The organism is Labrenzia sp. VG12, assembly GCF_002237595.1.
Taxonomy (GTDB): domain Bacteria; phylum Pseudomonadota; class Alphaproteobacteria; order Rhizobiales; family Stappiaceae; genus Roseibium.
This window is the reverse complement of sequence record NZ_CP022529.1, coordinates 1384639-1410104: the sequence shown is the minus strand read 5'-3', so window position 1 is coordinate 1410104 and position 25466 is coordinate 1384639. Positions and strand designations below refer to the sequence as shown.

Below are 25466 nucleotides of genomic sequence, written 5' to 3'. Positions count from 1 at the left end.
AGCGACCTGGGGAGAAAAACACATGGACATGAACGGCTCCCACCGGATTCCGGCTAAGCGGGAGAAAGTCTGGGCGGCTTTGAACGATCCTGACGTTCTCAAAGCCTGTATTCCAGGTTGCGACAGTCTAGACAAGACGTCGGACACGGAAATGACAGCTGCCGTAACGTCGAAGATCGGACCGGTCAAAGCCAAGTTCAAGGGTTCGGTCACGCTGGAAAATATCAATCCGCCAGAGAGTTACACGATTGTTGGTGAAGGCAAGGGCGGTGTCGCCGGATTTGCCAAGGGCTCTGCAAATGTGTCGCTTGCCGAAGAGGGGGACGAGACGGTTCTGTCCTATGAGGCTAAGGCACAGGTTGGCGGAAAACTTGCTCAGCTTGGAAGTCGGTTGATTGATTCCACCGCGAAGAAAATGGCGGAGGATTTTTTCACAAAGTTCTCCGAGATGGTTGGTGAAACACACGAGGAGGGCCCCGCTCTGGACGTTGCGGGCGATGATCTGGATCCGGGTCTTGCAGAAGAGGCAAAGCGGATCGCAATTGAGGAATCCCCTGGCGAAGTCCTGCATGCAATCGAGGATGCGGAGCACGCGGTCGAGGAGACAATCCACAAGGCGGAGGAGAATATCGAAGCGGCGGCAGGTCGGAATGCCTTTGGCGGTCCGATGGTCTGGGGGCTCGTGCTTCTGGGGGCCTTAATCGTAGTTCTTGCCCTTGCAAGTTGACCGGACGGTCCAATTTTTGAAATGATCGGGTTCCAAAGCGGGTCGCGCCGCTGAGCCCACTAGAACACGGTGACAAGCCGGATCTTTCACGAGCCTTGGCTCACGGAATTTCATGAGGGAGAGGAATTCATGTCGAAAGTATCGATGGTATTGAACGGCAAGACGGTTTCGGCTGATGTCGAAGACCGGACGCTGCTCGTATCGTTTATCCGCGAGACCCGCGGTCTCACCGGCACGCATGTCGGTTGCGACACGTCTCAATGCGGTGCCTGTGTCGTGCATGTCGACGGCAAGGCCGTCAAGGCCTGCACAATGCTGGCCACCCAGGCGGATGGCAGCGATGTGGTGACGTTGGAAGGGCTTGGTTCCGCCGACAATCTGCATCCGGTCCAGGCGGCTTTCCGCGAACATCATGGTCTGCAATGCGGCTTCTGCACCCCCGGAATGATCATGAGTGCCGTTGATATGATCAACCGTCATGGCGCCGGCAACCTGGATGAAGCCACCATCCGTCACGAGTTGGAAGGCAATATCTGCCGCTGCACCGGCTACCACAACATCGTCAAGGCCATCAAGGCCGCATCCGACCAGATGGCCGGGATGGCCCAAGCCGCCGAGTAACCGGCGATTTCCCACACGTCTGCGCGGCTAGACCGCGCCGAGTTCAAGCAAGACCTCTTTGCCACCTCTCCAGCCGGGAGGAGACTGGCCCGAAGGGTGGCCCGCCAGGTCTTGATCCAATTGACGCCCGTTGGGCGGAGCCGGCCTGGCCGGTTGGAGGAGACAGTCCGGTTGAGGCGGGACCGGTCGAAGAATTTGGGAGAGAAAACATGGCAGTTGATGGGATTGGTGCCCGCGCCCTGCGCAAGGAAGACAAGCGCTTCATAACCGGCAAGGGCCGGTATACTGATGACATGACCATGCCCGGCATGGGCTATGCCGCCTTCGTGCGTTCACCGCATGCGCATGCCAAAGTGACCGGAATTGATGCCAGCGCCGCCCTGGCGATGCCGGGCGTTGACGCGGTGCTCACGGGGGATCAGCTGGTTGGCGACGGTATCGGCAACCTGATCTGCGGCTGGATGATCCACTCCAAGGATGGTTCGCCGATGAAAATGGGTGGCTGGCGCGCCCTGGAGCCGGAAATCGTGCGGCATGTCGGTCAGGCCGTGGCCGTTGTCGTGGCCGACACCCAGGCACAGGCGCGGGATGCCGCCGATGCCGTTGTGGTCGACTATGAAGAGCTGCCGGCCGTCATCGACCCGCTGGCTGCGCTTGAGCCGGGGGCACCGCAGCTTCACCCGGAAGCCGAAGGCAATCTCATCTATGACTGGGAGATCGGCGACGAGGCAGCAACCAATGCCGCCTTTGAAAAGGCCGCCCATGTCACCCGGATGGAAATTCACAACAACCGGCTGGTACCGAACGCCATGGAGCCGCGCGCGGCTCTGGCCGGTTACGACGAGGCGGAAGAGCACTATACGCTCTACACCACTTCCCAGAACCCGCATGTCGCGCGTCTGGTGCTGTCGGCGTTCTACAATGTGGCACCGGAGCACAAGCTGCGGGTGATCGCGCCGGACGTCGGCGGTGGATTCGGCTCGAAGATCTACATCTATCCGGAGGAAATGGTCTGTCTGTGGGCCTCCAAACGCGTCGGCCGCCCGGTGAAATGGGTGTCGGACCGGACAGAAGCCTTCCTGACCGACGCACATGGACGCGACCACAGGTCCGAAGCGGAACTCGCGCTTGACGCTGACAACAAAATCATCGGTTTCCGGGTCAAGACGGTGGCCAATCTCGGCGCCTACATGTCGCTGTTTTCGTCCTCGGTTCCGACCTATCTCTATGCGACGCTGTTGTCGGGCCAGTATGATATTCCGGCGATCCACGCCAACGTGAAGACGGTCTATACCAACACCACCCCGGTGGATGCCTATCGCGGTGCTGGTCGCCCGGAAGCAACCTACCTTCTGGAACGGGTGATGGAGACGGCTGCACGCGAGGTCGGTCTGTCGCCGGCCGAATTCCGGCGCAAGAACTTCATCCGCGAGTTCCCGCACCAGACGCCCGTGATCATGTGTTACGACGCAGGCAACTACGATGCGACGCTTGATGCGGCGATGAAGGCAGCGGACTATGACGGCTTTGCTGCACGCAAGGCGGAAGCCGCGTCGCGGGGCAAGCTCCGCGGGATCGGCCTGTCCTGTTACATTGAAGCTTGCGGCATTGCTCCGTCTGCGGCCGTCGGTTCGCTCGGCGCCGGCGTCGGGCTTTGGGAATCTGCCGAAGTGCGGGTCAACCCGGTCGGTACGATCGAGGTTCTGACCGGATCGCACAGCCATGGTCAGGGGCATGAAACCACCTTTGCCCAGCTAATCAGTGAACGGTTTGGTCTGGACACGGACGCTGTCTCCATTGTTCACGGCGACACGGACAAGGTCCAGTTCGGCATGGGGACCTACGGCTCGCGTTCCGGCGCAGTCGGCATGTCCGCCATCGTCAAGGCGCTCGACAAGGTTGAAGCCAAGGCCAAGAAAATCGCCGCGCACTTGATGGAGGCCGCGGAAGGCGACATCCAGATCGAGGGTGGTGAACTGAAGGTTGCGGGCACCGACAAGAAGCTGTCCTTCACCGAAGTGGCTCTGGCTGCCTATACCGCTCACAACCTGCCGGAGGGCATGGAGCCTGGATTGAAGGAAGGGGCGTTCTACGACCCGACCAACTTCACGTTCCCGGCCGGGACTTATGTCTGTGAAGTGGAGATCGACCCGGACACCGGCAAGACCGAGATCGTCAGCTTCGTGGCAGCAGATGATTTCGGCAACATCATCAATCCGATGATTGTCGAGGGGCAGGTTCATGGCGGCATCACGCAGGGCATTGGCCAGGCGCTTTTGGAAAATGCTTCCTACGATGAGACGGGCCAGCTCCTGACGGCGTCCTACATGGACTACTGCATGCCGCGCGCCGACGATGTGCCGTCCTATCAGCTTTCGACGCATGTCACCGAATGCCCGGGCAATCCGCTTGGCATGAAAGGGTGCGGGGAAGCCGGGGCCATCGGTTCGCCGCCGGCCGTGATCAACGCGATCACCGATGCCATCGGCGACAACAACCTGACCATGCCGGCGTCGCCGGAGAAGGTCTGGGCCCTGTGCCAGTCCGGCATGAAACAGGCTGCCGAGTAATGCCTATGGCGGATGTGGATCACAAGTCTCTGGCCATTTCGCTCAATCAGCGTACCTGGACCCTTCTTGAAAAAGGGGACAGATCCGCTGCGGAAAGTGACGAGATGATCCATGCCGCCCATGGCAGCCTGTGGCACTGGCTGCAGGCTGGCGGTCCGGTTCAGCAGCAGCGCGGAGAGTGGCTGATCGGTCGCGTTTATGTCGTCCTGGGGTTTTGCGAAGCAGCGCTTCGGCATGCCAACAGGACCATGGACCTGACCGACCGCCATCTTGATGTCCTGCAGGACTTCGACCTTGCCTATGCCCATGAATTGTTGGCGCGGGCGCTCGAGATGGCCGGGGAAACCGGCCGTGCGCTCGACATGTGGAACAAGGCTCTTGAGCTCGGCACAAGGATAGCCGGTCCAAAGGACCGCGAAATCTTTGAAGGCGACCTCAAGGCCATTGAATTCCAACCCGCCTGCGCCTCGCTCACAGATTGATCAAATCGGAACCCGGATTGGGGGAGAAACATCATGTATGAAACAAATTATCATCGCGCAGGCTCCGTCGCAGATGCCGCACAGAAGATGGCAGCAGCCGACGACGGAAAGTTCCTGGGAGGCGGTCAAACGCTGCTGCCGACCATGAAACAGCGACTGGCGGCGCCGTCGGATCTTGTCGACGTCACGAAGATTGCGGAAATGAAAGGGATCTGTGCTGACGGCGACGGTGTTTCCATCGGCGCTGCCACGACCCATGCCGAAGTGGCCTCATCTGATCTCGTGAAGCAGACACTGCCCGGGCTTGCGTCGCTCGCCGGCGGTATCGGCGACCCCGCCGTGCGCCATATGGGCACCATTGGCGGTTCGATCGCAAACAACGACCCGGCAGCCGATTATCCGGCTGCCCTTGTTGCGCTTGGAGCGACCGTGGTGACCAGCAAGCGCGAACTTGCAGCCGAGGCGTTCTTCACCGGGATGTTTGAAACGGCACTGGACGAAGATGAAGTGGTGGTTTCTGTGAAATTTCCGGGGGCTGCCGCCAGCGCCTATGCCAAATACCCGAATCCGGCATCGCGCTATGCGATGGCAGGCGTCTTCGTTGCCAAGGGCTCGGACGGCAGCGTCAAGGTGGCCGTCACCGGTGCCGGACAGGACGGCGTGTTCCGTATGCCGGAGATGGAAACGGCGCTTTCTGGCAATTTTTCGCCTGAGGCCGTCGCTGGAATTGCGCCGGATGCGGATGGCATGCTGGCCGACCTTCATGGCTCGGCTGCCTACCGCGCAAACCTGGTCACAGTCATGGCCAAGCGTGCTGTAAGCGCTGCCGGTTAAACCACAGGTTTCAACAGCATTTTTTGCCCGGCCGGTCTCGGCCGGGCTTTCTCTTTGTTTTTCCTGAAAATTTGCGATAGCTGTCATTCTAACTTCACCTGAAGAAGCCACAGCACGAAACAGCGCATCGGCTTTTGCGAAAGTTCGACCTGCTGGTTGATCGATAATTTTGCCGCAATATCAGTTCAGGTACAGTGTCGGGCGGATGCTGCGACTGGCATCGCAGGCGCAAAGACCAGAAGCCGGATGAAACCGGATGGACGCCCAGTGGTCTTGAAAGATGAAGGAAAGAGATGCCGATGGCTGGGACAGCACAACAGAACAGCAAGCGTGCCAATGCGCGTGACAATCCTGTGTCACAGGCATTTCGTCCTGTACACACAGCGTTTTGGGGTGTCGCCGTCGTCAGTTTTGTCATCAACATCCTGATGCTCACCGGTCCGGTGTTCATGCTGCAGGTCTATGACCGTGTGCTTGCCAGCGGGTCCGTTCCGACCCTGGTGGTCATCGGGACGATGGCGATCGTGCTCTATGCCTTTTACGGCATGCTGGAAGGGGTGCGAGGCCGCATCCTGTCGCGTCTCGGACAGCGGGTCGATGCGCGCCTCTCCGGGATTGTCTACAAGGTCTCCAACAGTTTGCCGGTAAGGCTTGGACGCAAGGCTGCAAAACTGCGCCCGGTTCAGGATCTGGACACGGTGCGCCAGTTTCTGTCCGGTCCCGGCCCGGCGGCCATATTCGATATTCCCTGGTTGCCGCTATATCTAGGTATCGTCTTTCTGTTCCACCCGTTGCTTGGCATGGTCGGACTTGGCGGGGCACTGATCATCACAGTTTTGATCGGCCTCAACGAGATGATGTCGCGCGGACCCTCCGAAGAAGCGGCCGGACAGGCAGGGCGACGCTCCGCTGATGTCGAGATCGGGCAACGGAACTCGGAAGTCCTGACGGCCATGGGCATGCAGGATTCCCTGACCAGCAAATGGAACGCCCAGAACGGCGACTACCTGTCGACACAGCGCCGGGCGGCCGACCGGAGCGGTCTGTTTGGAACGGCCATCAAGACGATCCGTTTTGTGCTGCAGTCGACGATCCTCGGTGTCGGCGCCTGGCTGGCAATCAAGCAGGAAATCACGCCGGGTGTGATGATTGCCGCCTCCATCATGACCTCGCGGGCCCTGGCTCCGATCGAACAGGCGGTTGCCCAGTGGCGCGGTTTTGTCGCCAGCCGGCAAGCTTTGAAACGTCTGCGGGAAGTGCTTCAGGTCGCAGAGGCCGAGCCGGAAAAAATGGACCTGCCGCTGCCGAAGGACAAGATCACGGTCGAACAGGTCTTTTGCGGTCCGTTCGGCGAGGCCATGCCTTATGTTCAGAACGTTTCGCTTGAGTTACAGGCCGGCGACGGGCTTGGCGTTATCGGTCCGTCCGGATCCGGCAAATCGACATTTGCGCGCGCGCTTGTTGGTGCTTCGCCAACACTCAAGGGTGTTATTCGCTATGATGGTGCCGAACTCGGCCAGTGGCCAAGTGGACGGCGCGGCGAATTCATCGGTTATCTGCCGCAGGACCTGCAACTGTTTGACGGGACCATCGCCGAAAACATCGCCCGGTTCAGTTCCAATGCCTCTCCCGACCTGATCATCCAGGCCGCCAAGCTCGCGGATGTTCACGACCTTATTGTCGGCTTGCCGGAAGGCTACAACACAGTGATTGGCCGGGCCGGTCGCGCCCTGTCTGCAGGACAGCGGCAGCGCATTGCCTTGGCCAGAGCGCTCTATGGCGATCCGTTCCTTGTTGTGCTGGATGAGCCGAACTCCAATCTGGATGCGGAAGGCGAGGGGGCTTTGACCAACGCGATCAAGGCCATGCGCGAAAAGGGGTCAATTGTTGTGATCATCGCCCATCGCCCGAGTGCTATTGCGACTGTGGACAAGATCCTCTGCCTGAAAGACGGCAAGATGGCCGGTTTCGGGCCCAAGGAAGAAGTGCTTAGACAAGTGGTGCAGCCTGTGCAGCAAAAACGCGCAGTTGCTGGCCCGGGACGGTAAAGATGGCAGACAAGATCAAGGACATTGGGGCCAAGCCGCAGAACCAGGACGCCGATGTCGAACTGCGCCGAACGGTTCGCAATCATCTTCTGTTTGCGTTTGTCATGGCACTGGTTGTGGTCGGGGGAATTGGTGGCTGGGCCACCTTTACCGAAATCTCCGGTGCAGTGGTTTCGTCCGGCACCGTCGTGGTGGAATCCAACACCAAGCAGGTTCAGCACCGCGAGGGCGGTATTGTCCGCGACATTCGCGTCAAGAACGGTGATACGGTCGCAGCGGGCGATCTGCTGATCAGCCTGGACGATACGGTGACCCGGGCCAATCTGGCCGTCATCACAAAGCAATTGACGGAACTGACGGCCCAAGAGCTGCGCCTGGAAGCCGAACGCGACGACCTGAGCGTGATCGAGTGGCCGGAGGGGCGAAACGCAGAGCTTGGTGATATTGAACGTGGCCAGCAGTTGTTGCTTGAAGCCCGGCGCAATTCCAAGGAAGGCCGCAAGAACCAGCTGGAAGAACAGATCCGTCAGTTCAACAAGCAGACACAGGGGCTTGAGGCGCAGGTTGAAGCGAAGGATTCGGAGATCGAGCTGATCGAAGAGGAGCTCGCCGACCTTGGCGGGCTTCTCAACAAGCAGCTTGTTTCAAAGAGCCGGGTCACCGGGCTCCGCCGCGAGAAGGCCAGGCTGTCCGGTGAGTATGGCGATCTGATTGCTCAGATCGCGCGCACCAGGGAAGCCATCAGCGAACGGCGAATCCAGATCCTTCAGATCGAGGAATCCTACCGGGCCGAGGTTCTGGAGCAGCTTCAGGAGGTCCGCTCGCGTATTGCCCAGCTTGAGGAGCAGAAGATTGCAGCGGAAGATGAACTGACCCGTGTCGACATTCTGGCTCCGCAGAACGGATATGTGCACCAGTTGTCGGTACATACGATCGGCGGTGTCATTGCGCCTGGCGAGACGGTCATGCAGATCGTGCCGCGTGAGGACCAGTTGATTGTCGAAGCTCAGGTGCGGCCTGTCGACATCGACCAGATGTCGCCCGGCCAGGTCGCCCGGGTCCGGTTTCCGAGTTTCGATCAACGGACAACACCGGAGCTGACGGCAAAATTGCTGACCGTGTCAGCCGACCTGACCGAAGACGAGCGCACAGGCACCAGCTACTACGTTGCGCGCATGGTGATTGACGATGATGAGCTCGACAAGCTTGGTGACAAGGCGCTGGTGCCGGGCATGCCCGTTGAGACCTTCCTGCAAACGGAAGACCGCACGGTTCTGAGTTACCTGGTCAAGCCGGTGACGGACCAGATCGCACACGCTCTTCGGGAGCGGTAAGATCTCGTCTCAAAGAACCAGAATGGGGACACTTGCACCGGCCTCGAGCGCCGGCGCATGGGGAGGGCGGACGATCAGTGCGCCTGATCTGGCCAAAAGGTTCAGCATGGAACTGTCCTGCCGGCCGAATGGCGTGACCTGCAACTGGCCGTTTTCATCTTCTGAAAGAATTGCCCGCACATAGTCCTGCCGCCGGTCGTTTTGTGGCAGCGGCGCAGCCAGGACGGCCGACTGCGCGCCGTCGTCCACCTGCCGGCCCAGCATCGTCGCGATCAGCGGTTTCAGGAACAGCAATCCGCACACCAGGCTGGAGACCGGATTGCCGGGAAGGCCAAGAACCTTGGTCGGTCCGAGGCGACCGGCCATGAGCGGTTTGCCCGGACGCATGGCGATGCGCCAGAAGGCAAGGTCCATGCCTTCCTGGCCCAGAACATCCTGGACCAGGTCATGGTCGCCAACGGACGCGCCGCCAAGGGTAACCAGGATATCGGCCCTGCCGGTGATCGCATCGCGCACATGGCCCGCCAGGGTGATCGGGTCATCTGGGGAGATGCCGAGATCAACAGGCTCGCCCCCGCAATCCTCAACCATGGCAGCGATGCCCGCGTGATTGGAAGCGATGATCTGATCGGGACCGGGCTGCGTGCCGGGACGAACCAGCTCGTCTCCGGTTGCCAGGATCGCGACCTTCGGTTTGCGCCGAACGGGAATTTCTGCATGGTTCATCGCGGCGGCAAGGGCAAGATGCCGGAATGCGAGTTTCAGAGGCGGTGCGAGCAGTACGTCACCTTCAGAAAAGTCGAGCCCGGCCGGGCGAACGAAGGCACCGCGGGCGGGAGCTTCCAGCACCTTGATGCCGTCGCCGTCACGTACGGCGTTTTCCTGGATGAGGATCGTGTCGGCACCTTCCGGCAATGGCGCACCAGTGAAGATGCGTACCGTCTGGCCTGCCGATACAGTGCCGTTGAACCCGTGACCGGCAGGCGCCTCGCCAATGACGACAAGTTCTGTGCCGCTGTCTTTCAGGTCTTCATGCCGGATGGCGTAGCCATCCATGGCCGAGGCCGCAAAGGGCGGCTGTGTTCGGGTGGAGGCAAGCGGCGCTGCGAGAATTCGGCCATTGGCCTCCGCCAGCGGAACCGTTTCCGTGTCGAGAACGGCAACGTCGGACAGGAGTTTGGAGAGCGCGTCCGCGACTGGCATCAGGCTCATCAGGTGCCACCCTGACTGCCGTCTTTTTCCAGCGTCCAGTGACCGGATTTTCCGCCGGCCTTCTCCACGAGGCAGATGTCGCTGATCACTATGCCCCGGTCGACGGCCTTGGCCATGTCATAAATCGTCAGGCAGGTGAGGGAACAGGCGGTCAGGGCTTCCATCTCAACGCCGGTCTGGCCGCTGACCTTGGTCGTCGCGGTCACGACAAGACCCGGAAGAGCGTCATCCGGCTCGATGTCCACCGTCACCTTCGACAGCATCAAGGGGTGGCAGAGCGGGATCAATTCGTGCGTTTTCTTGGCAGCCAGGATCCCGGCAATGCGGGCGGTCCCGATGACATCGCCTTTTTTGGCGTTTCCGGATCGGATCAGGTCGAGGGTTTCCGGGCGCATGGTGACGCTTCCACGTGCAACGGCGATCCGGTGGGTGACCGCCTTCTCTGACACGTCCACCATGTTGGCGGCACCGGCCTCGTCCAGATGGGTCAGTTTCGGGTCCATGTCGCTCATTAGCCGGCTAGACCGCCTGTGACAGCGCAGGGCGCGCCAGCAGCGTCTTGGTGGCGGTCGCCACATCCTCTTGCCGCATCAGGCTTTCGCCAATGAGGAAGGTGGAGATGCCAACCTTGGTCATGCGTGCGAGATCATCCGGTGTGAACAGGCCGGATTCGCCGACAATGATGCGGTCATCCGGGATCTGCGGCGCAAGGTCTTCGCTTGTCTCCAGGCGGGTCTCGAAGGTCTTGAGGTTACGGTTGTTGATACCGACCAGGCGCGAGGACAGCTTCAGGGCGCGTTCCAGCTCTTCGCCATTGTGCACTTCAAGAAGAACGTCCATGCCCAATTCAAAGGCTGTATCCTCAAGTGCCCTGGCCGTGTCGTCGTCAACGGCTGCCAGAATGATCAGGATACAGTCGCCGCCCCAGGCACGGGCCTCAAAGACCTGATAGGGATCGTAGAGAAAGTCCTTGCGCAAGGCGGGCAGCGAAACGGCGGCCCGGGCCTCTGTCAGGAACTCAGGCTTTCCCTGGAAGGAGGGCGTGTCGGTCAGAACGGAGAGACAGGCCGCTCCACCGGTTTCATAGGCCTTCGCGAGGAGAGGGGGATCGAAGTCCTCCCGGATGAGGCCTTTCGACGGGCTGGCTTTCTTGATTTCCGCGATCAGGGCGTAGTCGCCAGCTGCCTGTTTGGCTTCGATCGCCTTCAGGAAACCGCGCGGTGCGGAAGTCTCTGTGATGCGCGCCTTGAGATCGTCAAGCGACACGACCGACTTGGCCGCGGCGATTTCCTCGCGCTTGTAGGCTTCGATTTTCTTCAGAATGTCGGCCATGCTTTATCCGTTCGACGCTGCGACGAGTTTTTCAATTGTGTCTGCGGCAGAGCCCGTGTCAATGGCATTGGCCGCCAGTTCAACCCCGGCCTTCAGGTCGCTAACCTTGTCAGCCACCAGAAGGGAAGCAGCCGAATTGAACAAGACGATGTCCCGGTAGGCGTTCTTTGCACCGGCAAGCACCTCGCGCAGTGCGCGTGCGTTCTCCGCGGGCAATCCACCTTTCAGATCCTTGGCATCGGCAATCGGCAGGCCGGCATCTTCCGGGGAGATCTCGAAAGACCTGAGGGTGCCCCCATTCAGTTCACATACGAAAGTCGGGCCGGTTGTTGTGATTTCGTCCATGCCGTCGGAGCCGTGCACGACCCAGGCCTTTTCCGAGCCGAGTTGCTTCAGGGCTTCGGCAACCGGTTCAACCCATTTGCGGGCGAATACACCCACCATCTGCCGCTTGACGCCGGCCGGGTTGGACAGAGGTCCAAGCAGATTGAAGATCGTCCGGGTGCCGAGTTCCATGCGCGTCGGTCCGACATGCTTCATCGCAGCATGGTGCAGGGGGGCGAACATGAAGCCGATGCCCGCCTTTTGAAGGCAGCTGGAAATCGTTTGCGGGTCAATGTCGATATTGACGCCGAGTTCGGAAAGGGCTTCGGCGGCACCCGATTTGGAGGACAGGGATCGGTTGCCATGTTTTGCAACCGGTACACCGCAACCGGCGACAACAATCGCGGTGCAGGTCGAGATATTGTAGCTCCCGGAACTGTCACCGCCCGTGCCGACAATGTCGATCGCATCCGATGGGGCTTCGACGGGCAGCATCTTGGCGCGCATGGTCGCGACAGCGCCTGTCACCTCGTTGATGCTTTCGCCCCGAACCCTCAGCGCCATCAGAAAGCCGCCGAGCTGCGACGGGGTCGCGGAACCGGACAGGATGACCTCGAAAGCCTCGCGGGCCTCTTCCAGGCTCAGGGCATGGCCGTCTGCGACCTTGGCAATGAGGTCCTTGAATGTGCTCATGATGTCATCCCACCCAATTCAGATCAGTTGTTGTCCAGCCCGAGGATCCGGGTGACACCTGCATTGTTGATCTCGACACCGGCCTTGGTCTCCTGGTCGGTGATGAATTGTCCAAGCAAGGTATCTTGGATCTGCTGGGACACCTGGTTGCCAAGCGCAACAACCTGGGGTGCGGACGGATCGAACTCAGGCACCGTCGAGCCGGTGACCCTCAGAACCACGCGGCCACTGCCGTCTGCCGAAGCCGTAGAGGCGGCGGTGCCGACAGGTCCGCTGAACACGGCCTCAAGGGCGTCACGACCGAGATTTCCGGAGGGGGCCGTCCTGGTCAGCCCCTGTGCGGGCTGGACGGCCAGGCCGGTTTCAGCTGCAAGTGCAATGAACGGCGTTCCGTTTTCAACCTTGGAAAGCAGATCCGCGGCGCTTTCATCCATGCGCCTGGTCAGCTCTTCCCGCTTCCAGGCGGCAATGACATCATCCCTGACCTCGTCGAGCGTGCGATCGCGCGACGGAGTGACTTCAGAGACTTCGTACCAGAGGAACCCCTGGTCACCCATCTGAAGAACATCGTTTTCAATGCCGATGTCGCTTTCAAAGGTGCCGGCCACGAGGCCATCCGCATCCGGAAGGGCAACGGCGGTCCCGTCGACGCCTTGTCCGGAAGCATCAAAGGCAGCCGGGGCCTGGACCGCCAAGGAGAAGCGTTCGCCGACTTCATCAAGCAAGGCGCCACCAGCGCGAGCATCTTCAACTTCGTCAAGCAGGTCCAGAATCTCACGCTCAGCCTGTTCGTTCGCCAGTTCGGTGACGATTGCGTCCCTGACGTCTTCAAAGGGCTGCGTCGCTTCCGGTAGGATTTCCTCAACGTTGACGATCACCGTTGAAAAACGTCCGTCGACGGCACCGCTGGTTTCGCCCTCCGCAAGAGAGAATGCGGCATCGCCAATGGCTTCATCCAGGAAGTCCGCCTTGGCCATGGTGCCGAGCGCAACGTCGTTGCTGGACAGATTGCGCTCTGTCATCAGATCGTCAAAGCTCTTGCCGCCGGCCAGTTCCGCCGCAGCCTTGTTGGCATCCTCGGCAGAGGGGAAGGACATCTGACGGACCTTGCGGCGCTCCGGCTGGGAGTAATCCGCCTTGCGGATCTCATACTCGGATCGGGCATCTTCTTCTGAGATGTCGTCCGGGCGAGCGAGGGCGCTCGGGGTCAACTCGACAAACTTGATGGCCCGGTACTCAGGTGCCCGAAACTCAGCCAGATTGTCCTGGAAGAAGTTGCTCAAAACGTCTTCGGCCGGGTCCTCGATCTCGCCGACATAGTCCGGGGTCACCAGGATGTAGTCGACAGAGCGGGTTTCGCGCTGAAAAGCGTCAAAGGCCTGCAGATACGCGGCCGGTGCCTTCATGCCACCGGCGAGACCTTCCGCAAGCTGGCCACGCTCGGCCACCTTGCGCCGTTCGACGACATATTCGTCTTCCCGGTAGCCGTTGTTCTGCAGCACCTGCTGCAGCCGGTTGCGGTCGTAATTGCCGCTCAGTCCCTTGAAGGCCGGGTCACTTTGAATGATACGGGCGAGCCGTTCGTCCGAAACACCGAGTTTCAGACTGGTGGCTGTATCGTTGAGCGCGGCTTCGGCAATCAGCTTGCCCAGGGTCTGCTGCGGAATGCCAAGTGCCGATCCTTCGATCGGCGTCAACGGCCGTCCCACCTGCTGGCTGATGCGATTGAGATCCTGTCGGTAGACACGATCGAGATCCATGAGCGTGACTTCGGTGTCTCCGACCTTGGCTGCCGTGTTCTGACCGACCCCGGTCAAGAAACCGCTGACGCCCCAGACAGCAAAGCTGAAGATCAGTAGCGCGATGAAAATTTTGGCAAGCCAGGTACCGGCGCCCTTGCGCAGCGCGTCAAGCATGACGTCTCCCGTATTCTTATCATTCCAGCAGCCGGTTATGCGGCTGACCTAAGGACCGGCCTTGGCCGGAGCGGGCGGATCATAAAGAGGAGGCGACGTGGCCGCAAGGCGGGCATTGACAATCTTCGAGGGCGAATTGTGTTTTCCCGTCTTCTGGAAGATTGCATGGCGCCGATGCTTCTGCTCTATAAGCGGCAACTGACAGAATCTGCGGGAGAAACCGAGAGATGAGCGCACAGATCAAGCCGCTGGTCGCGGGTAACTGGAAAATGAACGGACTGAAGGCCAATCAGTCGGAATTCTACAAGATGATTGCAGGCCTTTCGGACGATCTGGCCGATGCGGTGGACGCGATGATCTGCGCTCCGGCAACCCTCGTTGCAGCTCTCGCGGACAAGGCCGGAAAAGGCCCGATGCGTGTCGGCGGCCAGGATTGCCACGCAAATGCGTCGGGTGCCCATACTGGTGACATTTCGGCGGAAATGCTTGCTGATGCCGGCGCCGCGGCCGTCATTGTCGGGCATTCGGAGCGGCGCACCGACCATGGCGAAAGCGATGCGGACGTGAACGCCAAGGCTCAGGCCGCCTGGCGGGCGGGGCTCGTTGCCATCATTTGCGTCGGAGAAACCGAAGCAGAACGCAAGGCCGGCGAGGCGCTGTCCGTGGTTGAGCGTCAGCTCGCGGGTTCCGTACCGGATGGTGCAACGGCTGAAAACACGGTCATTGCCTATGAGCCCGTCTGGGCGATCGGCACCGGCCTGACGCCGACGGCTGGCGATGTCGAAGAAATGCACAAGGCCATGCGGGACAATCTTGAAGCCCGGTTCGGGGCCACCGGTTCCTCGATGCGGCTGCTCTACGGCGGGTCGGTGAAGCCTGCAAATGCCAGGGAATTGATGGGTGTTGCCAATGTCGACGGCGCCCTGGTTGGGGGCGCGAGCCTCAAGGCAGATGACTTTCTGGGGATTCTGGCCGCCTATTCGTGATCGCTGTCCCTTGAAGCTTCTGTGACGAAGGTGCAATTGAAGGGTAGAAAGCGGGCGGCGTCTGGTGTAGAAGGCCGCAAATCTTGAAAACAATGAAGAATGGCATTCGATGGAAACCGTAGTCATCGTCATCCACCTGATGGTCGTACTGGCCCTTGTGCTTGTTGTCCTCCTGCAGCGTTCCGAAGGCGGCGCGCTCGGGATTGGCGGCGGTGGCGGCGGCGGGCTGATGTCCAGCCGTGGAACGGCCAACATCCTGACGCGGGCGACCGCCATTCTGGCTGTTGCGTTTTTCGTGACGTCCCTGGCGCTCAGCCTGATCGCCAAGAACACGGAACGGCCCGGGTCGGTTCTAGACGCGATTCCGGCAGCTACTGATGGCGCGACGTCGCCGGTTGAAACTCCCGCAGGCGATGGTACCGGTGGTATCCTCGATTCGCTCAAGGAGCAGAGCCAGCCTTCCGGACCTCAGGTCCCGGCCGCGCAGTAAGGCGGCCGACCGGGCCAAACGGCCCTTTCATCTGACATATGCCCTGCGGCTGATTTCGCAGGGCATTTTTATGTGTTGAGAACGCAACTCCCGAGTGGCCAAATCGCCCTCGGCAAGGATATGGTATTGGTCCATGGCGCGATACATTTTCATCACTGGCGGCGTGGTTTCCTCGCTTGGTAAAGGTCTTGCTTCCGCGGCTTTGGGCGCATTGCTCCAGGCGCGGGGATACAAGGTCCGTCTCCGTAAACTCGATCCCTATCTCAATGTCGATCCGGGCACGATGAGCCCGTATCAGCACGGCGAGTGTTTCGTCACCGATGACGGTGCGGAGACCGATCTGGACCTGGGGCACTACGAGCGGTTTACCGGTCGTCCTGCCAATCAGCAGGACAACATCACGACCGGCCGGATCTATCAGAACATCATCGCCAAGGAGCGGCGCGGCGATTATCTCGGCGGCACCGTTCAGGTGATTCCGCACGTGACCGACGCGATCAAGAACTTCGTGCTCGACGGCAACGAGGACTATGACTTTGTCCTCGTCGAAATCGGCGGCACGGTCGGTGACATCGAAGGCCTGCCGTTCTTCGAGGCGATCCGCCAGCTTGGCAACGACCTGCCGCGTGGCGATGCGGTCTACGTGCATCTGACCCTGATGCCCTATATCCCGAGCGCCGGCGAAATGAAGACCAAGCCGACCCAGCACTCGGTGAAGGAACTGCGTTCGATCGGCATTCAGCCGGATATCCTGATGATCCGCTGTGACCGCCCGATCCCGGAAACGGAAAAGCGCAAGCTGTCGCTGTTCTGTAACGTGCGCGAAAGCGCCGTGATCCCGGCCTATGACGTGAAGTCGATCTATGACGTGCCGATTGCCTATCACAAGGAGGGCCTCGACGATGAGGTTCTGGCAGCGTTTGGCCTCAAGGGCACACCGGCTCCGGCGCTCGACCGCTGGGAGGGTATTTCCGCGGCCGTCGCCAATCCGGAAGGCGAAGTGAAGATCGCCATTGTCGGCAAGTACACCGTTCTGAAGGATGCCTATAAATCCCTGATCGAGGCGCTCGTCCATGGCGGCATCGCCAACAGGGTGAAGGTGGAGCTGGAGTGGATCGAATCGGAGACCTTCGAAAAGGAAGATCCGAGTCCCTATCTGGAGGGTGTGCACGGCATTCTGGTTCCCGGCGGCTTTGGCGAGCGCGGTGCGGAAGGCAAGATTGCGGCGGCACATTACGCGCGCACCCGCAATATTCCTTATTTCGGCATCTGCTTCGGGATGCAGATGGCCGTTCTGGAGGCTGCCCGAAACCTTGCCGGTATCAAGGAAGCCAACTCGACCGAGTTTGGTCCAGCCAAGGAGCCGGTTGTCGGTCTGATGACAGAATGGACCAAGGGCAACGAAAAGGAAGTGCGCAACGTAGACGGCGACCTTGGCGGCACCATGCGTCTCGGCGCCTATCCGGCTGCGCTGAAGGCCGGTTCCAAGATTGCAGACATCTACGGATCGACCAGCATTTCCGAGCGCCACCGTCACCGGTACGAAGTCAATATCGGCTATCGCGAGCAGTTGGAAGATTGCGGGCTAATCTTTGCCGGCACTTCCCCGGACGGCGTTCTGCCGGAAACGGTCGAGATCGCGGACCATCCCTGGTTTGTCGGCGTTCAGTACCATCCGGAGCTGAAGTCGCGGCCGTTTGATCCGCATCCGCTGTTTGCCTCGTTCATCGGCGCTGCTGTTCAGCAGAGCAGGCTGGTCTGATCTCCCGAAGAAAAAAGGACTGGGCCATGGTGCGTGGACTGGATCATCTCGTTGTCGCGGTGAAGGATCTTGAGAAAGCGGGTCAGGCCTATTCCGAGCTCGGGTTCACCGTCACTCCGGAAAACCGTCATCCCTGGGGAACGGCCAATCGGCTTGTCCAGCTGGACCGGTTTTTCATTGAACTTTTGAGTGTCGCAGAACCGGAGAAGATCTCCGAGACTTCCGGAAACGCCTTTTCCTTCGGTGCCTTCAACAGGGATTTCCTGAAGGCGCGGGAAGGGGCGAGCATGCTGGTGCTCGACAGTACCGGTGCGGAGAAGGATCGATCCGACTTTCAACGTGCCGGGCTGCATCTCTACGACCCGTTTTCCTTTGAAAGAACGGCTCATCTGGCAGATGGCAGCACGGCCCAGGTGGCCTTCGACCTGACGCTTGTCGGCGATGATCTCAGTCCGGGCATCGGGTATTTCACCTGTCACAACAAATTCCCGGAGAACTTCTGGAAACCGGCGTTTCAGAGCCATGCCAACGGGGCCTGCTCCGTCGGGGCCATCTACATGATCGCGGCCGATCCTTCGGATCATCATGAATTCCTGGGGGGCTTTACGGGACAGCGGGAAATGCGGGCAACGAGCCTTGGTCTCGAGCTTGAGACAGCGCGCGGCGATATTCGTGTTCTGACCCCTTATGCCTATCAGGCACTGGTCGGCGCGGAGGCGGCATCGTCGGTGACTGGCGATCTGCCGCAGATTGCCGCGCTCGAGATTGCGTGCCAGGGGCTCGACCAGAAGAAAATCGTGCCGGCCGAACAGCTCTTCGGGCTTACCCTCATTCTTACACCTGCCGGCTGATTTCCCGCCAAGCCTGTTTCGAGTGGCTCCGGTCGCTCTGGTGAGCCGGCTAGCCTATTTGAAAACGCTGAGGAATTTTTCCGGTCGTACGCGGCCTTGCGGCAATCTCCACTTGTTGAATCGCCCAGTCCTTTTATAGTGAACTCCGGCCCCGCGCCTTCATCCGGCGGTTTGCCTGCGGAGTTTCTAGATGTCCTTTTTGCGTTTTGCCCCGAAGTCCCGTTCTTTTGCAGTCGTTGCGGCTGCCTCGGCTTTTCTGGCCGGTTGTTCCGATGACAGTCAGAAACAGGCAGCTCCCGCCGCGCCGCCACCTTCGGTGACAGTCGCCAAGGTGACCACACAGGACGTTCGCCAAAGTGCGCGTTTCGTTGGACAGGTCGCAGCGGTGGATCAGGTGGATCTGGTCGCGCGTGTCAGCGGTTTCCTGGAAGACAAGGCCGTTCCGGACGGTTCCGTCGTGAAAAAGGATACCCTCCTGTTCACGATCGAAAAGGCACAATATGAAGCCCAGCTGACCAAGGCCAAGGCGGATCTGGCCAGTGCAAAGGCCGACGCGGCTCTGAAAGCAGCCGACGAGAAACGTGACAAGGACCTGCTCGAAAAGGGGCATGTCTCCGAGGCCGCCTATGAAGCAACACTTGCGCAGAAGCAGCAGGCGGAAGCGTCCGTCGAGGCCGCTCAGTCGGGGCTGCAGCAGGCCGAGCTTGATCTCAGCTACACTGATATTTCGGCCCCATTCCCGGGCCAGATCGGCAAAACGACCTTTAGTGTCGGTGAGGTGGTCGGTCCCAGTACACAGCCACTGGCAAAACTCATCCGGCTGGCTCCGGTCTATGTCAATTTTTCCGTCAGCGAGGCGGAATATCTCAATGCCGTGAAAACCCACGGTATCAATCCTGCCGATATTTCTCCGGACGAATCGCCGGATCTCAGCCTGGTGCTGCCGAATGGGCAGACCTATGAGGAAAAGGGCAAGATCGTCTATATCGACAACCAGGTCGATGCGACCACCGGCACAATCTCCTTCCGGGGCCAGTTCGAGAACGCGGACACCAGGCTGCTCGCCGGAACCTATGTGACGGTCGTGCTGGAGGCGCCCAAGTCGGAAACCGCCCTCGTCGTGCCACAGGCCGCGATCCAGCGTGATCAGCAGGGCTCGTTTGCCCTGGCGATCACGGCGGACAAGAAAGTCGAACAGAAATATGTTGAGCTCGGCCAGCAGGTCGAAACGAATTTTGTCGTCACCAAGGGACTGGAAGAAGGCACGGAAGTCATCGTCGAAGGCCTGCAGAAAGTGCGCCCCGGCGTGGAAGTGACCCCTGTCCTTGCCTCCACGCCGGCGGAGCAAAGCTAAATGTTTTCACGCTTTTTTATCTACCGGCCGAAATTCGCGCTGGTCATTTCGATTGTGATCACGATTGCCGGCTTGCTCGGTTACGTGTCACTGCCGGTTGAACAGTTTCCGAACATCACGCCGCCGGTGGTCAACGTGTCGGCGACCTATACGGGCGCAAACGCGGAAGTTCTAGAAGAAACGGTCGCGGCCCCGATCGAGGGGCAGGTCAACGGCGTCGACGACATGCTTTACATGCAGTCGACCAGTAACGACAGCGGCAACTATTCGCTGAATGTGACTTTTGCGGTCGGTACCGACCCGGATATTGCCACCGTCAACACCCAGAACCGGGTCAGCCAGGCAACGAGCCAGCTGCCGAGCGAGGTGACGGCAAACGGCGTGACCGTGCAAAAGGCCAGCACCAACATGCTGCTGGTGATCACGCTCTATTCGCCGAACGGCACGTATGATCCCGTCTTCCTGTCCAACTATGCCTCGATCAACCTGAAGGACGCGCTTGCGCGTGTGCAGGGCGTCGGCCGGGCAGATGTGATGACCGACTTTGCCTATGGCATGCGCATCTGGCTTGATCCGGACCGCCTGACCAGCCTAGGCATGACACCCTCGGATTTCATCAGCGCAGTTCAGGACCAGAACATCCAGGTGGCAGCCGGCCAGATCGGTGCGCCGCCGGTGCCGGAAGGCCAGCAGTTCCAGTACACGATCAAGGCCAAGGGGCGCCTGTCGACCAAGGAAGAGTTCGAGCAGATCGTCCTGAGAACGGGCGAAGACGGTGCCGTCGTCAAGATCGGCGATGTCGCCCGCGTCGAACTCGGGGCTCAGTTCTACAACGCCTCGGGTGAATTCAACGGCAAACCATCGACGGTTCTCGCGATCTATCAGGCGCCCGGCGCCAACGCGCTTCAGGTCTCCGAGAACGTCCTGGCACGATTGGAAAGCCTGTCGAAAAACTTCCCGGAAGACATGTCCTATGGCGTGCCGTTCAACACCACGGACTTCGTGCAGGCCTCGCTGGACGATGTGATCGCCACGCTGTTTCTGACCTTCCTGCTGGTGGTCTCGGTGGTGTTCATCTTCCTTGGCAACTGGCGCGCCACCATCATTCCGACGGTGGCCATCCCCGTGTCGCTGATCGGCACGTTTGCGGTGCTGCTGGCACTGGGCATGTCGTTGAACACGATTTCGCTGTTCGCGCTTGTCCTCGCCATCGGCATCGTGGTGGATGACGCGATTGTTGTTGTTGAAAACGTCGAGCGCATCATTGCCGATGAGGGCCTGCCGCCCAAGGAAGCGACCGCCAAGGCAATGGAGCAGATCACCAGTCCGGTGATTGCCACCACGCTGGTGCTGCTTGCGGTGTTCGTGCCGACCATCTTCATGCCGGGTATTACAGGCCGGCTCTATTCCCAGTTCGCGGTCACCATCTCGGTCTCCGTCGTGATTTCCTCCATCAACGCCCTGACCCTGTCACCGGCGCTCTGTGGACTGATCCTCAAGGCCCGTTCCGGCCCTCCCAAGGGCATCATGGGACTGTTCGACCGGGGCATCACGGGCGTTCGAAATGGCTACACTGCGATTGTGCGGCGGCTGGTCCGTGTTGCGATCGTCGGCATTGTCGTTGTTGGCGGTGCCGTTGCCATCATCGTGACGCTTGGAGGAACGTTGCCTCAGGGCTTCCTGCCATCGGAAGACCAGGGTTATCTGATGGTTGATGTGCAGCTACCGGACGGTGCCTCGCTGCAACGGACCGAAAGTGTGACAAAGCAGGTCGTGGAGCTTACCTCCAAGACAGCGGGTGTGGAAAACGTCGTCATCGTCAACGGCTATTCCATCCTGAACGGGGCAACTTCGTCCAACGCTGCGCTGGTGATCGCCACAATGTCGAACTGGTCGGAGCGACAGGCACCCGACCTTCGGATCAATGCGATCCTGGCCAAGTTCTGGGCCGAATTCTCCACCATCCCGGGGGCGAATATAATTGCCTTCAACCCGCCGCCAATCCCGGGCCTCGGAACGACCGGCGGTGTTCAGATGATGGTTCAGCAAAGTGACGGCACGCCTCAGGACCTGGCGTCCGCGGTCGGCTCGATGGTCTATTCGGCCAACCAGAGCGCGGATATCGGGCGTGCCTATTCGACCTTCCGGGCGAATGTGCCTCAGGTCTTCGTGGATCTGGATCGCGAGAAGGCCAAGACGCTTGGCATCAACGTCGCCGATGTCTTCACGACGCTGCAGGCCTATCTGGGGTCTTACTACATCAATGACTTCAACATTTTCGGCCGCGTCTACAAGGTGATGATCCAGGCTGAGGGCAAATATCGCGACCGGGTTGACGATATCGGCAGTCTCTATGTCCGTTCCACGGATGGCACGATGGTGCCGCTCAGGAGTATCCTGACGACTGAGAACGTTCTCGGGCCGCAGATCCTGACCCGCTACAACATGTTCCGGGCCGCTGCCGTCATGGGGGATCCCGCGCCGGGCGCTTCCACGGGCGTGGTGATCAACGAGATGGAAGGTGCCGCAAGGCAGGCACTGCCGCCGGGCTATTCCTTTGAGTGGACGGGAACAGCTCAGCAGCAGCTCGATTCCGGCAACATCGTCATGTTCATCCTGTTGCTGTCGATCCTGTTCACCTACCTGTTCCTGGTCGCCCAGTATGAAAGCTGGACCATGCCCGTGGCGATCCTGATGTCAGTCTCGTTCGCCATCATGGGGGCACTCGTGGCGGTGTTCGTGACAGGCGGCGATGTCAATCTCTACACCCAGATCGGCATGATCATGCTGGTGGGGATGGGGGCGAAAAACGCCATCCTGATTGTGGAATTTGCCATGGAGCAGCGCGACAGCGGCAAATCGATCCGCGATGCAGCCGTGGAGGCCGCCCATCTGCGTTTCCGCGCGGTGATGATGACTGCGCTGTCGTTCCTGCTGGGCGTGGTGCCGCTGATGACCGCCTCCAGTGCCGGCGCGGCCAGCCAGAAGGCCATCGGCTTCGCTGTTTTTGGTGGCATGCTGTTTGCGACAGTTGTCGGCGTGATGATGATCCCGATCCTCTATGTCTGCCTGCAGGCGACGCGGGAGACGGTGAAAGGCTGGTTCGGCGGCGGCAAGGACGATCAGGGGCCCGAGGGGCCGACAGAGCCAGCTGCGGCCGTCCAGGGCTAGAGGCTCTAGCGACTTGTCGACGGTCAGCACCAAGTTGCTGACCGTTCCTTGGTGATGAACTGGGTGGATCAGGACCCTCCTATGCTGCTGAAGATCATCCTGGCTGTTGTGGTCATTCCGGCTCTTATCTTTGTTGATATATTGCAAATCACTCGGCCGGTCAGTTTGACGTATTTGCTTCACTCTGCAGGATTGCCGTCTACAGTGACGTTCTGGATAGTTGTTGTGGCTTACGGCTCTATGACTTCATTGCTTCAGTTCGTCTTCGAAAGGCGATTTGCGCGCAGATCCACCGCTCTCAGTTTCAATGGCCGGCGACGTTATAAAAGTGAGGCACCTGATTGTTGTTGTTGGCATCTTGATAGTGTCAGCCGACCTGTTCATGTTGACCAAGCCGGTAAGCCTCACTTTTCTGCTGTTTGTCGCAGGGATGCCTGCCTGGATCGCTTTTGTTTCATCCGCGGTTTTCTTTTCCATCCTGATCAGATGGTTCGTGGTTTTCTTTGACAAAAGATCGACCTAGCCGGGCCCCCAACGCTTTAGATCAACGTATTGTGCTTCCCCTATCTCAGGGAAACAGGGGGCAGGTTGTAGGGGGAAACGTGGCGAAGTCCCATAAAGGACACAAGTCCGGGCGAGCGCAAGGAGCGTCGCGAAGGTAAATCGCACGCCTGACAGGTTCGCTTGTGCGCTCGTTGGCGGCCCGTTCCCTTCAATCTTGCTGCCGCTTCCTGCACAATCAGATCACCCTATTGTGCGCCCGGCGTGCCCCTATCTCTCAGACAGTCTTCCTTTAAACAGCTCGGACCCGTGAAGCCGAGAACGCTCGGTTGAAACGATCATTCGAGCGCGGAGGCCTATCAACTTCACCAGGTAGCTTAATTCCAGGTGGGCGAAACAGGCGCTGTCGAGTGAAAAAAAGGAATTTTACTTGCCACGAGAAGGTGTCTGGAAAGACGTCTGGCGGCTTGCTGGTTGCAGGGGACGCTGTTCAAGTCGGCTTCGTCAATTTCTCCGGTTCGCCTGCCAATCAATCAGCACGCACTGATAGTCCCTGGACGAGAGGCCTGGGCATCCAGTCTGTTATGAGTCGTTTTGGACATTAATCCGGTCTCATCCTTCAATCGTAAACCGCAGGGTTCAGAAGGGAAGGGATCCATGATTACGGTCTATTATGATGGCAAATGCAGCCTCTGTTCCCGCGAGATCGGTTACTTCAAGAAACGCAAGCCGAAACGGCCGATCGTCTGGCACGACATTGCCAATGCGCCATCCTTGCTTGCGGACACCGGTTTGAGCCAGTCTGATGCGCTTCTATACATGCGCGTCCGTGACGAAACTGGTGTGCTTCGGACAGGCGTTGACGCGTTTATCACGCTTTGGGGGCAGTTTGCCGGCTGGTCTCTTCTGGCGCGGCTGGGGTCATTGCCGGGTATCTACACGTTGGCAGATCGTCTCTACCGTGGTTTCGCGCAACGTCGCTTCAACCGCAACCCGCATTGTCTTGCCAGTTTGAAGCGCTGAAGTAGAACGGAAAGGGTGACTAGCGGACAATAGCAATTTGCCGCCGGAACCCATTTGGGAACCCAAGACAGAGAAACTGCCAATTTCCAGGATCTGTCATCAGTGTGAGGGATTGTTTTTCTTCGGAAGTTTGGTGAGCCGACAGGGGTTCGAACCCTGGACCTACTGATTAAAAGTCAGTTGCTCTACCAGCTGAGCTATCGGCTCTCACCAATTTCCGGTGCGGGTGGCTTGCGTCGTTGGCGCCGCCGCCGCGTTGGTGGCGTGTGTTTAGGCCGACACCGATTTGATTGCAAGAGGCAAAATGTATTTTTTCAACAGGCTCGGAAAAACTCCCAAGGTTGGCGCGAAGTGACGTAGCGGCGAGCAGGGAATTGTTCCGAAACTCCGGTTTCGGTGTAGAGGTGTTAATAATAAAATACCGAACGACAGTATTGCCAAGTACTATTTGGAGATATTGTGAGGCTGCTAATCAAGAAGATTCATTTTTAAGAAAATAAAGATCATTCTCCTGCAAAAACTGTCAGGTAGCGCAATAAAGCGTTGTGATGTAACGTTATCTGGCACATGAGAGGTTACATGCATACTACAACAATCGATACCCACACGAACTCCGTTGAGTTCGATTTCGTGAAGGGACACATCGCTGCCACGATGACCCTCATTCACGGATTGATCGACCAGGGCCTGATTGACCGGGAGCGTCTGGACGCGTTTTTCGCCGCGTTCGTTGGCGACTTGCCGCACAGCCGTGAAACGCTCGGATTGAGATTGATTCTCGATCAGTGGCGTCAGGGTCTTCGCGATGGTGAAGAAGTCGACGAGCTGAAAGGCAGGCTTTTCGAAGTGATCCGGGGAGGGCGCACAAACTAACTCTGTCTGGATATGGCCGGCCCGGGGTTGGGGGGCCGGAGCATATTCTTCTGTCTGTCTTTTGAGGGCGCTTAGGCGCCTTTTTTGATTCAAGGCATTCAAACCCGATCGTCACCGGCGCCCAGATCCGACTCGGTTTTGGGATGAGGTCTCATCACAATCGGTTCAGAGCTTTTTCTGCGGTTGTTCGCGCGCTGGTCAACACAGGGCGCGTTTGCTATCCCTACGGTAACGAGGGACTGTCTGGAGCGCTGAACGTCTTGCTCACATCGTTGACCAACATGGCTTGCCTTTTCGCACGGCGCTTGAGAATGCCGGTGATAGCAGCAGACGGGATGTTTCTTTTGCTAACGCTGTTTTTG

At 59.4% G+C, this 25466-nt stretch carries 21 protein-coding genes and 1 tRNA gene; 16 read left to right on the top strand and 6 right to left on the bottom strand.

Features of this window, described 5'->3' with window-relative positions:
- Nucleotides 1-22 precede the first annotated feature (22 nt).
- From CHH27_RS06430 to CHH27_RS06400, 7 genes are all read left to right on the top strand, one after another.
- Nucleotides 23-727 carry a carbon monoxide dehydrogenase subunit G gene (locus CHH27_RS06430; RefSeq protein WP_094070858.1) on the top strand — a complete coding sequence of 235 codons (705 nt, stop codon included), beginning with the start codon at nucleotides 23-25 and terminating at the stop codon, nucleotides 725-727.
- Nucleotides 728-856: 129 nt separating this feature from the next.
- Nucleotides 857-1348 (top strand): (2Fe-2S)-binding protein, encoded by a 492-nt coding sequence (locus CHH27_RS06425; protein ID WP_094070857.1) that lies wholly within the window; start codon nucleotides 857-859, stop codon nucleotides 1346-1348.
- Between the two features lie 209 nt (nucleotides 1349-1557).
- Complete coding sequence (locus tag CHH27_RS06420; RefSeq protein WP_094070856.1) at nucleotides 1558-3918, top strand: xanthine dehydrogenase family protein molybdopterin-binding subunit; 2361 nt, start codon at nucleotides 1558-1560, stop codon at nucleotides 3916-3918.
- A gap of 5 nt (nucleotides 3919-3923) precedes the next feature.
- Entirely contained in the window at nucleotides 3924-4400 is a 477-nt protein-coding gene (locus CHH27_RS06415) for a hypothetical protein (protein WP_208988604.1), read from the top strand.
- Nucleotides 4401-4433: 33 nt separating this feature from the next.
- Nucleotides 4434-5234, top strand: coding sequence for a xanthine dehydrogenase family protein subunit M (locus CHH27_RS06410; RefSeq protein WP_094070854.1), 801 nt, complete (start codon nucleotides 4434-4436; stop codon nucleotides 5232-5234).
- A gap of 299 nt (nucleotides 5235-5533) precedes the next feature.
- The gene (locus CHH27_RS06405) at nucleotides 5534-7282 is read left to right on the top strand and encodes a type I secretion system permease/ATPase (protein WP_094074556.1); all 1749 of its coding nucleotides are present in this window, start codon (nucleotides 5534-5536) and stop codon (nucleotides 7280-7282) included.
- 2 nt (nucleotides 7283-7284) lie between these two features.
- A complete protein-coding gene (locus CHH27_RS06400) occupies nucleotides 7285-8616 on the top strand; it encodes an HlyD family type I secretion periplasmic adaptor subunit (protein ID WP_094070853.1) in 1332 nt (443 codons plus the stop codon).
- A gap of 9 nt (nucleotides 8617-8625) precedes the next feature.
- Here CHH27_RS06400 and glp read toward each other — a convergent pair whose 3' ends face one another.
- Genes glp through CHH27_RS06375 form a run of 5 tightly spaced genes read right to left on the bottom strand, consistent with a single transcriptional unit; the run spans nucleotide 8626 to nucleotide 14093 of the window.
- Nucleotides 8626-9828: a gephyrin-like molybdotransferase Glp gene (glp, locus tag CHH27_RS06395; RefSeq protein ID WP_094070852.1), complete on the bottom strand. Its 1203-nt coding sequence runs from the start codon at nucleotides 9826-9828 to the stop codon at nucleotides 8626-8628.
- Nucleotides 9828-10340, bottom strand: coding sequence for a cyclic pyranopterin monophosphate synthase MoaC (gene moaC, locus CHH27_RS06390; protein ID WP_094070851.1), 513 nt, complete (start codon nucleotides 10338-10340; stop codon nucleotides 9828-9830). Before moaC ends, glp begins: the two co-directional genes overlap by 1 nt.
- 7 nt (nucleotides 10341-10347) lie before the next feature.
- On the bottom strand, nucleotides 10348-11160 hold the full coding sequence (gene trpC, locus CHH27_RS06385; protein ID WP_094070850.1) for an indole-3-glycerol phosphate synthase TrpC: 813 nt from the start codon (nucleotides 11158-11160) through the stop codon (nucleotides 10348-10350).
- 3 nt (nucleotides 11161-11163) lie between these two features.
- Complete coding sequence (gene trpD / locus CHH27_RS06380; protein ID WP_094070849.1) at nucleotides 11164-12177, bottom strand: anthranilate phosphoribosyltransferase; 1014 nt, start codon at nucleotides 12175-12177, stop codon at nucleotides 11164-11166.
- A 23-nt stretch (nucleotides 12178-12200) separates the two neighbouring features.
- A complete protein-coding gene (locus tag CHH27_RS06375; RefSeq protein WP_094070848.1) occupies nucleotides 12201-14093 on the bottom strand; it encodes a SurA N-terminal domain-containing protein in 1893 nt (630 codons plus the stop codon).
- Nucleotides 14094-14320: 227 nt separating this feature from the next.
- Between CHH27_RS06375 and tpiA the strand changes: the two genes are divergently transcribed.
- The 8 genes from tpiA to CHH27_RS06335 all read left to right on the top strand — a co-directional run bounded on the left by tpiA (nucleotide 14321) and on the right by CHH27_RS06335 (nucleotide 24231).
- The gene (gene tpiA, locus CHH27_RS06370; protein ID WP_094070847.1) at nucleotides 14321-15079 is read left to right on the top strand and encodes a triose-phosphate isomerase; all 759 of its coding nucleotides are present in this window, start codon (nucleotides 14321-14323) and stop codon (nucleotides 15077-15079) included.
- 109 nt (nucleotides 15080-15188) lie between these two features.
- The gene (gene secG, locus CHH27_RS06365; protein WP_094070846.1) at nucleotides 15189-15569 is read left to right on the top strand and encodes a preprotein translocase subunit SecG; all 381 of its coding nucleotides are present in this window, start codon (nucleotides 15189-15191) and stop codon (nucleotides 15567-15569) included.
- A 133-nt stretch (nucleotides 15570-15702) separates the two neighbouring features.
- Nucleotides 15703-17331 (top strand): CTP synthase, encoded by a 1629-nt coding sequence (locus CHH27_RS06360; RefSeq protein WP_094070845.1) that lies wholly within the window; start codon nucleotides 15703-15705, stop codon nucleotides 17329-17331.
- A 26-nt stretch (nucleotides 17332-17357) separates the two neighbouring features.
- On the top strand, nucleotides 17358-18182 hold the full coding sequence (locus tag CHH27_RS06355) for a VOC family protein (RefSeq protein WP_094070844.1): 825 nt from the start codon (nucleotides 17358-17360) through the stop codon (nucleotides 18180-18182).
- A gap of 190 nt (nucleotides 18183-18372) precedes the next feature.
- Complete coding sequence (locus tag CHH27_RS06350) at nucleotides 18373-19536, top strand: efflux RND transporter periplasmic adaptor subunit (RefSeq protein WP_094070843.1); 1164 nt, start codon at nucleotides 18373-18375, stop codon at nucleotides 19534-19536.
- Complete coding sequence (locus CHH27_RS06345; RefSeq protein WP_094070842.1) at nucleotides 19537-22707, top strand: efflux RND transporter permease subunit; 3171 nt, start codon at nucleotides 19537-19539, stop codon at nucleotides 22705-22707.
- A gap of 81 nt (nucleotides 22708-22788) precedes the next feature.
- Nucleotides 22789-23214 carry a hypothetical protein gene (locus tag CHH27_RS27560; protein ID WP_157738747.1) on the top strand — a complete coding sequence of 142 codons (426 nt, stop codon included), beginning with the start codon at nucleotides 22789-22791 and terminating at the stop codon, nucleotides 23212-23214.
- A gap of 651 nt (nucleotides 23215-23865) precedes the next feature.
- Nucleotides 23866-24231 (top strand): thiol-disulfide oxidoreductase DCC family protein, encoded by a 366-nt coding sequence (locus CHH27_RS06335; protein WP_094070840.1) that lies wholly within the window; start codon nucleotides 23866-23868, stop codon nucleotides 24229-24231.
- 131 nt (nucleotides 24232-24362) lie between these two features.
- Here CHH27_RS06335 and CHH27_RS06330 read toward each other — a convergent pair.
- Nucleotides 24363-24438 (bottom strand) — tRNA-Lys (locus CHH27_RS06330).
- A gap of 372 nt (nucleotides 24439-24810) precedes the next feature.
- On the opposite strand from CHH27_RS06330, the gene CHH27_RS06325 reads away from it, so the two are divergent.
- Nucleotides 24811-25104 (top strand): hypothetical protein, encoded by a 294-nt coding sequence (locus CHH27_RS06325; RefSeq protein ID WP_094074555.1) that lies wholly within the window; start codon nucleotides 24811-24813, stop codon nucleotides 25102-25104.
- Nucleotides 25105-25466: the final 362 nt, after the last annotated feature.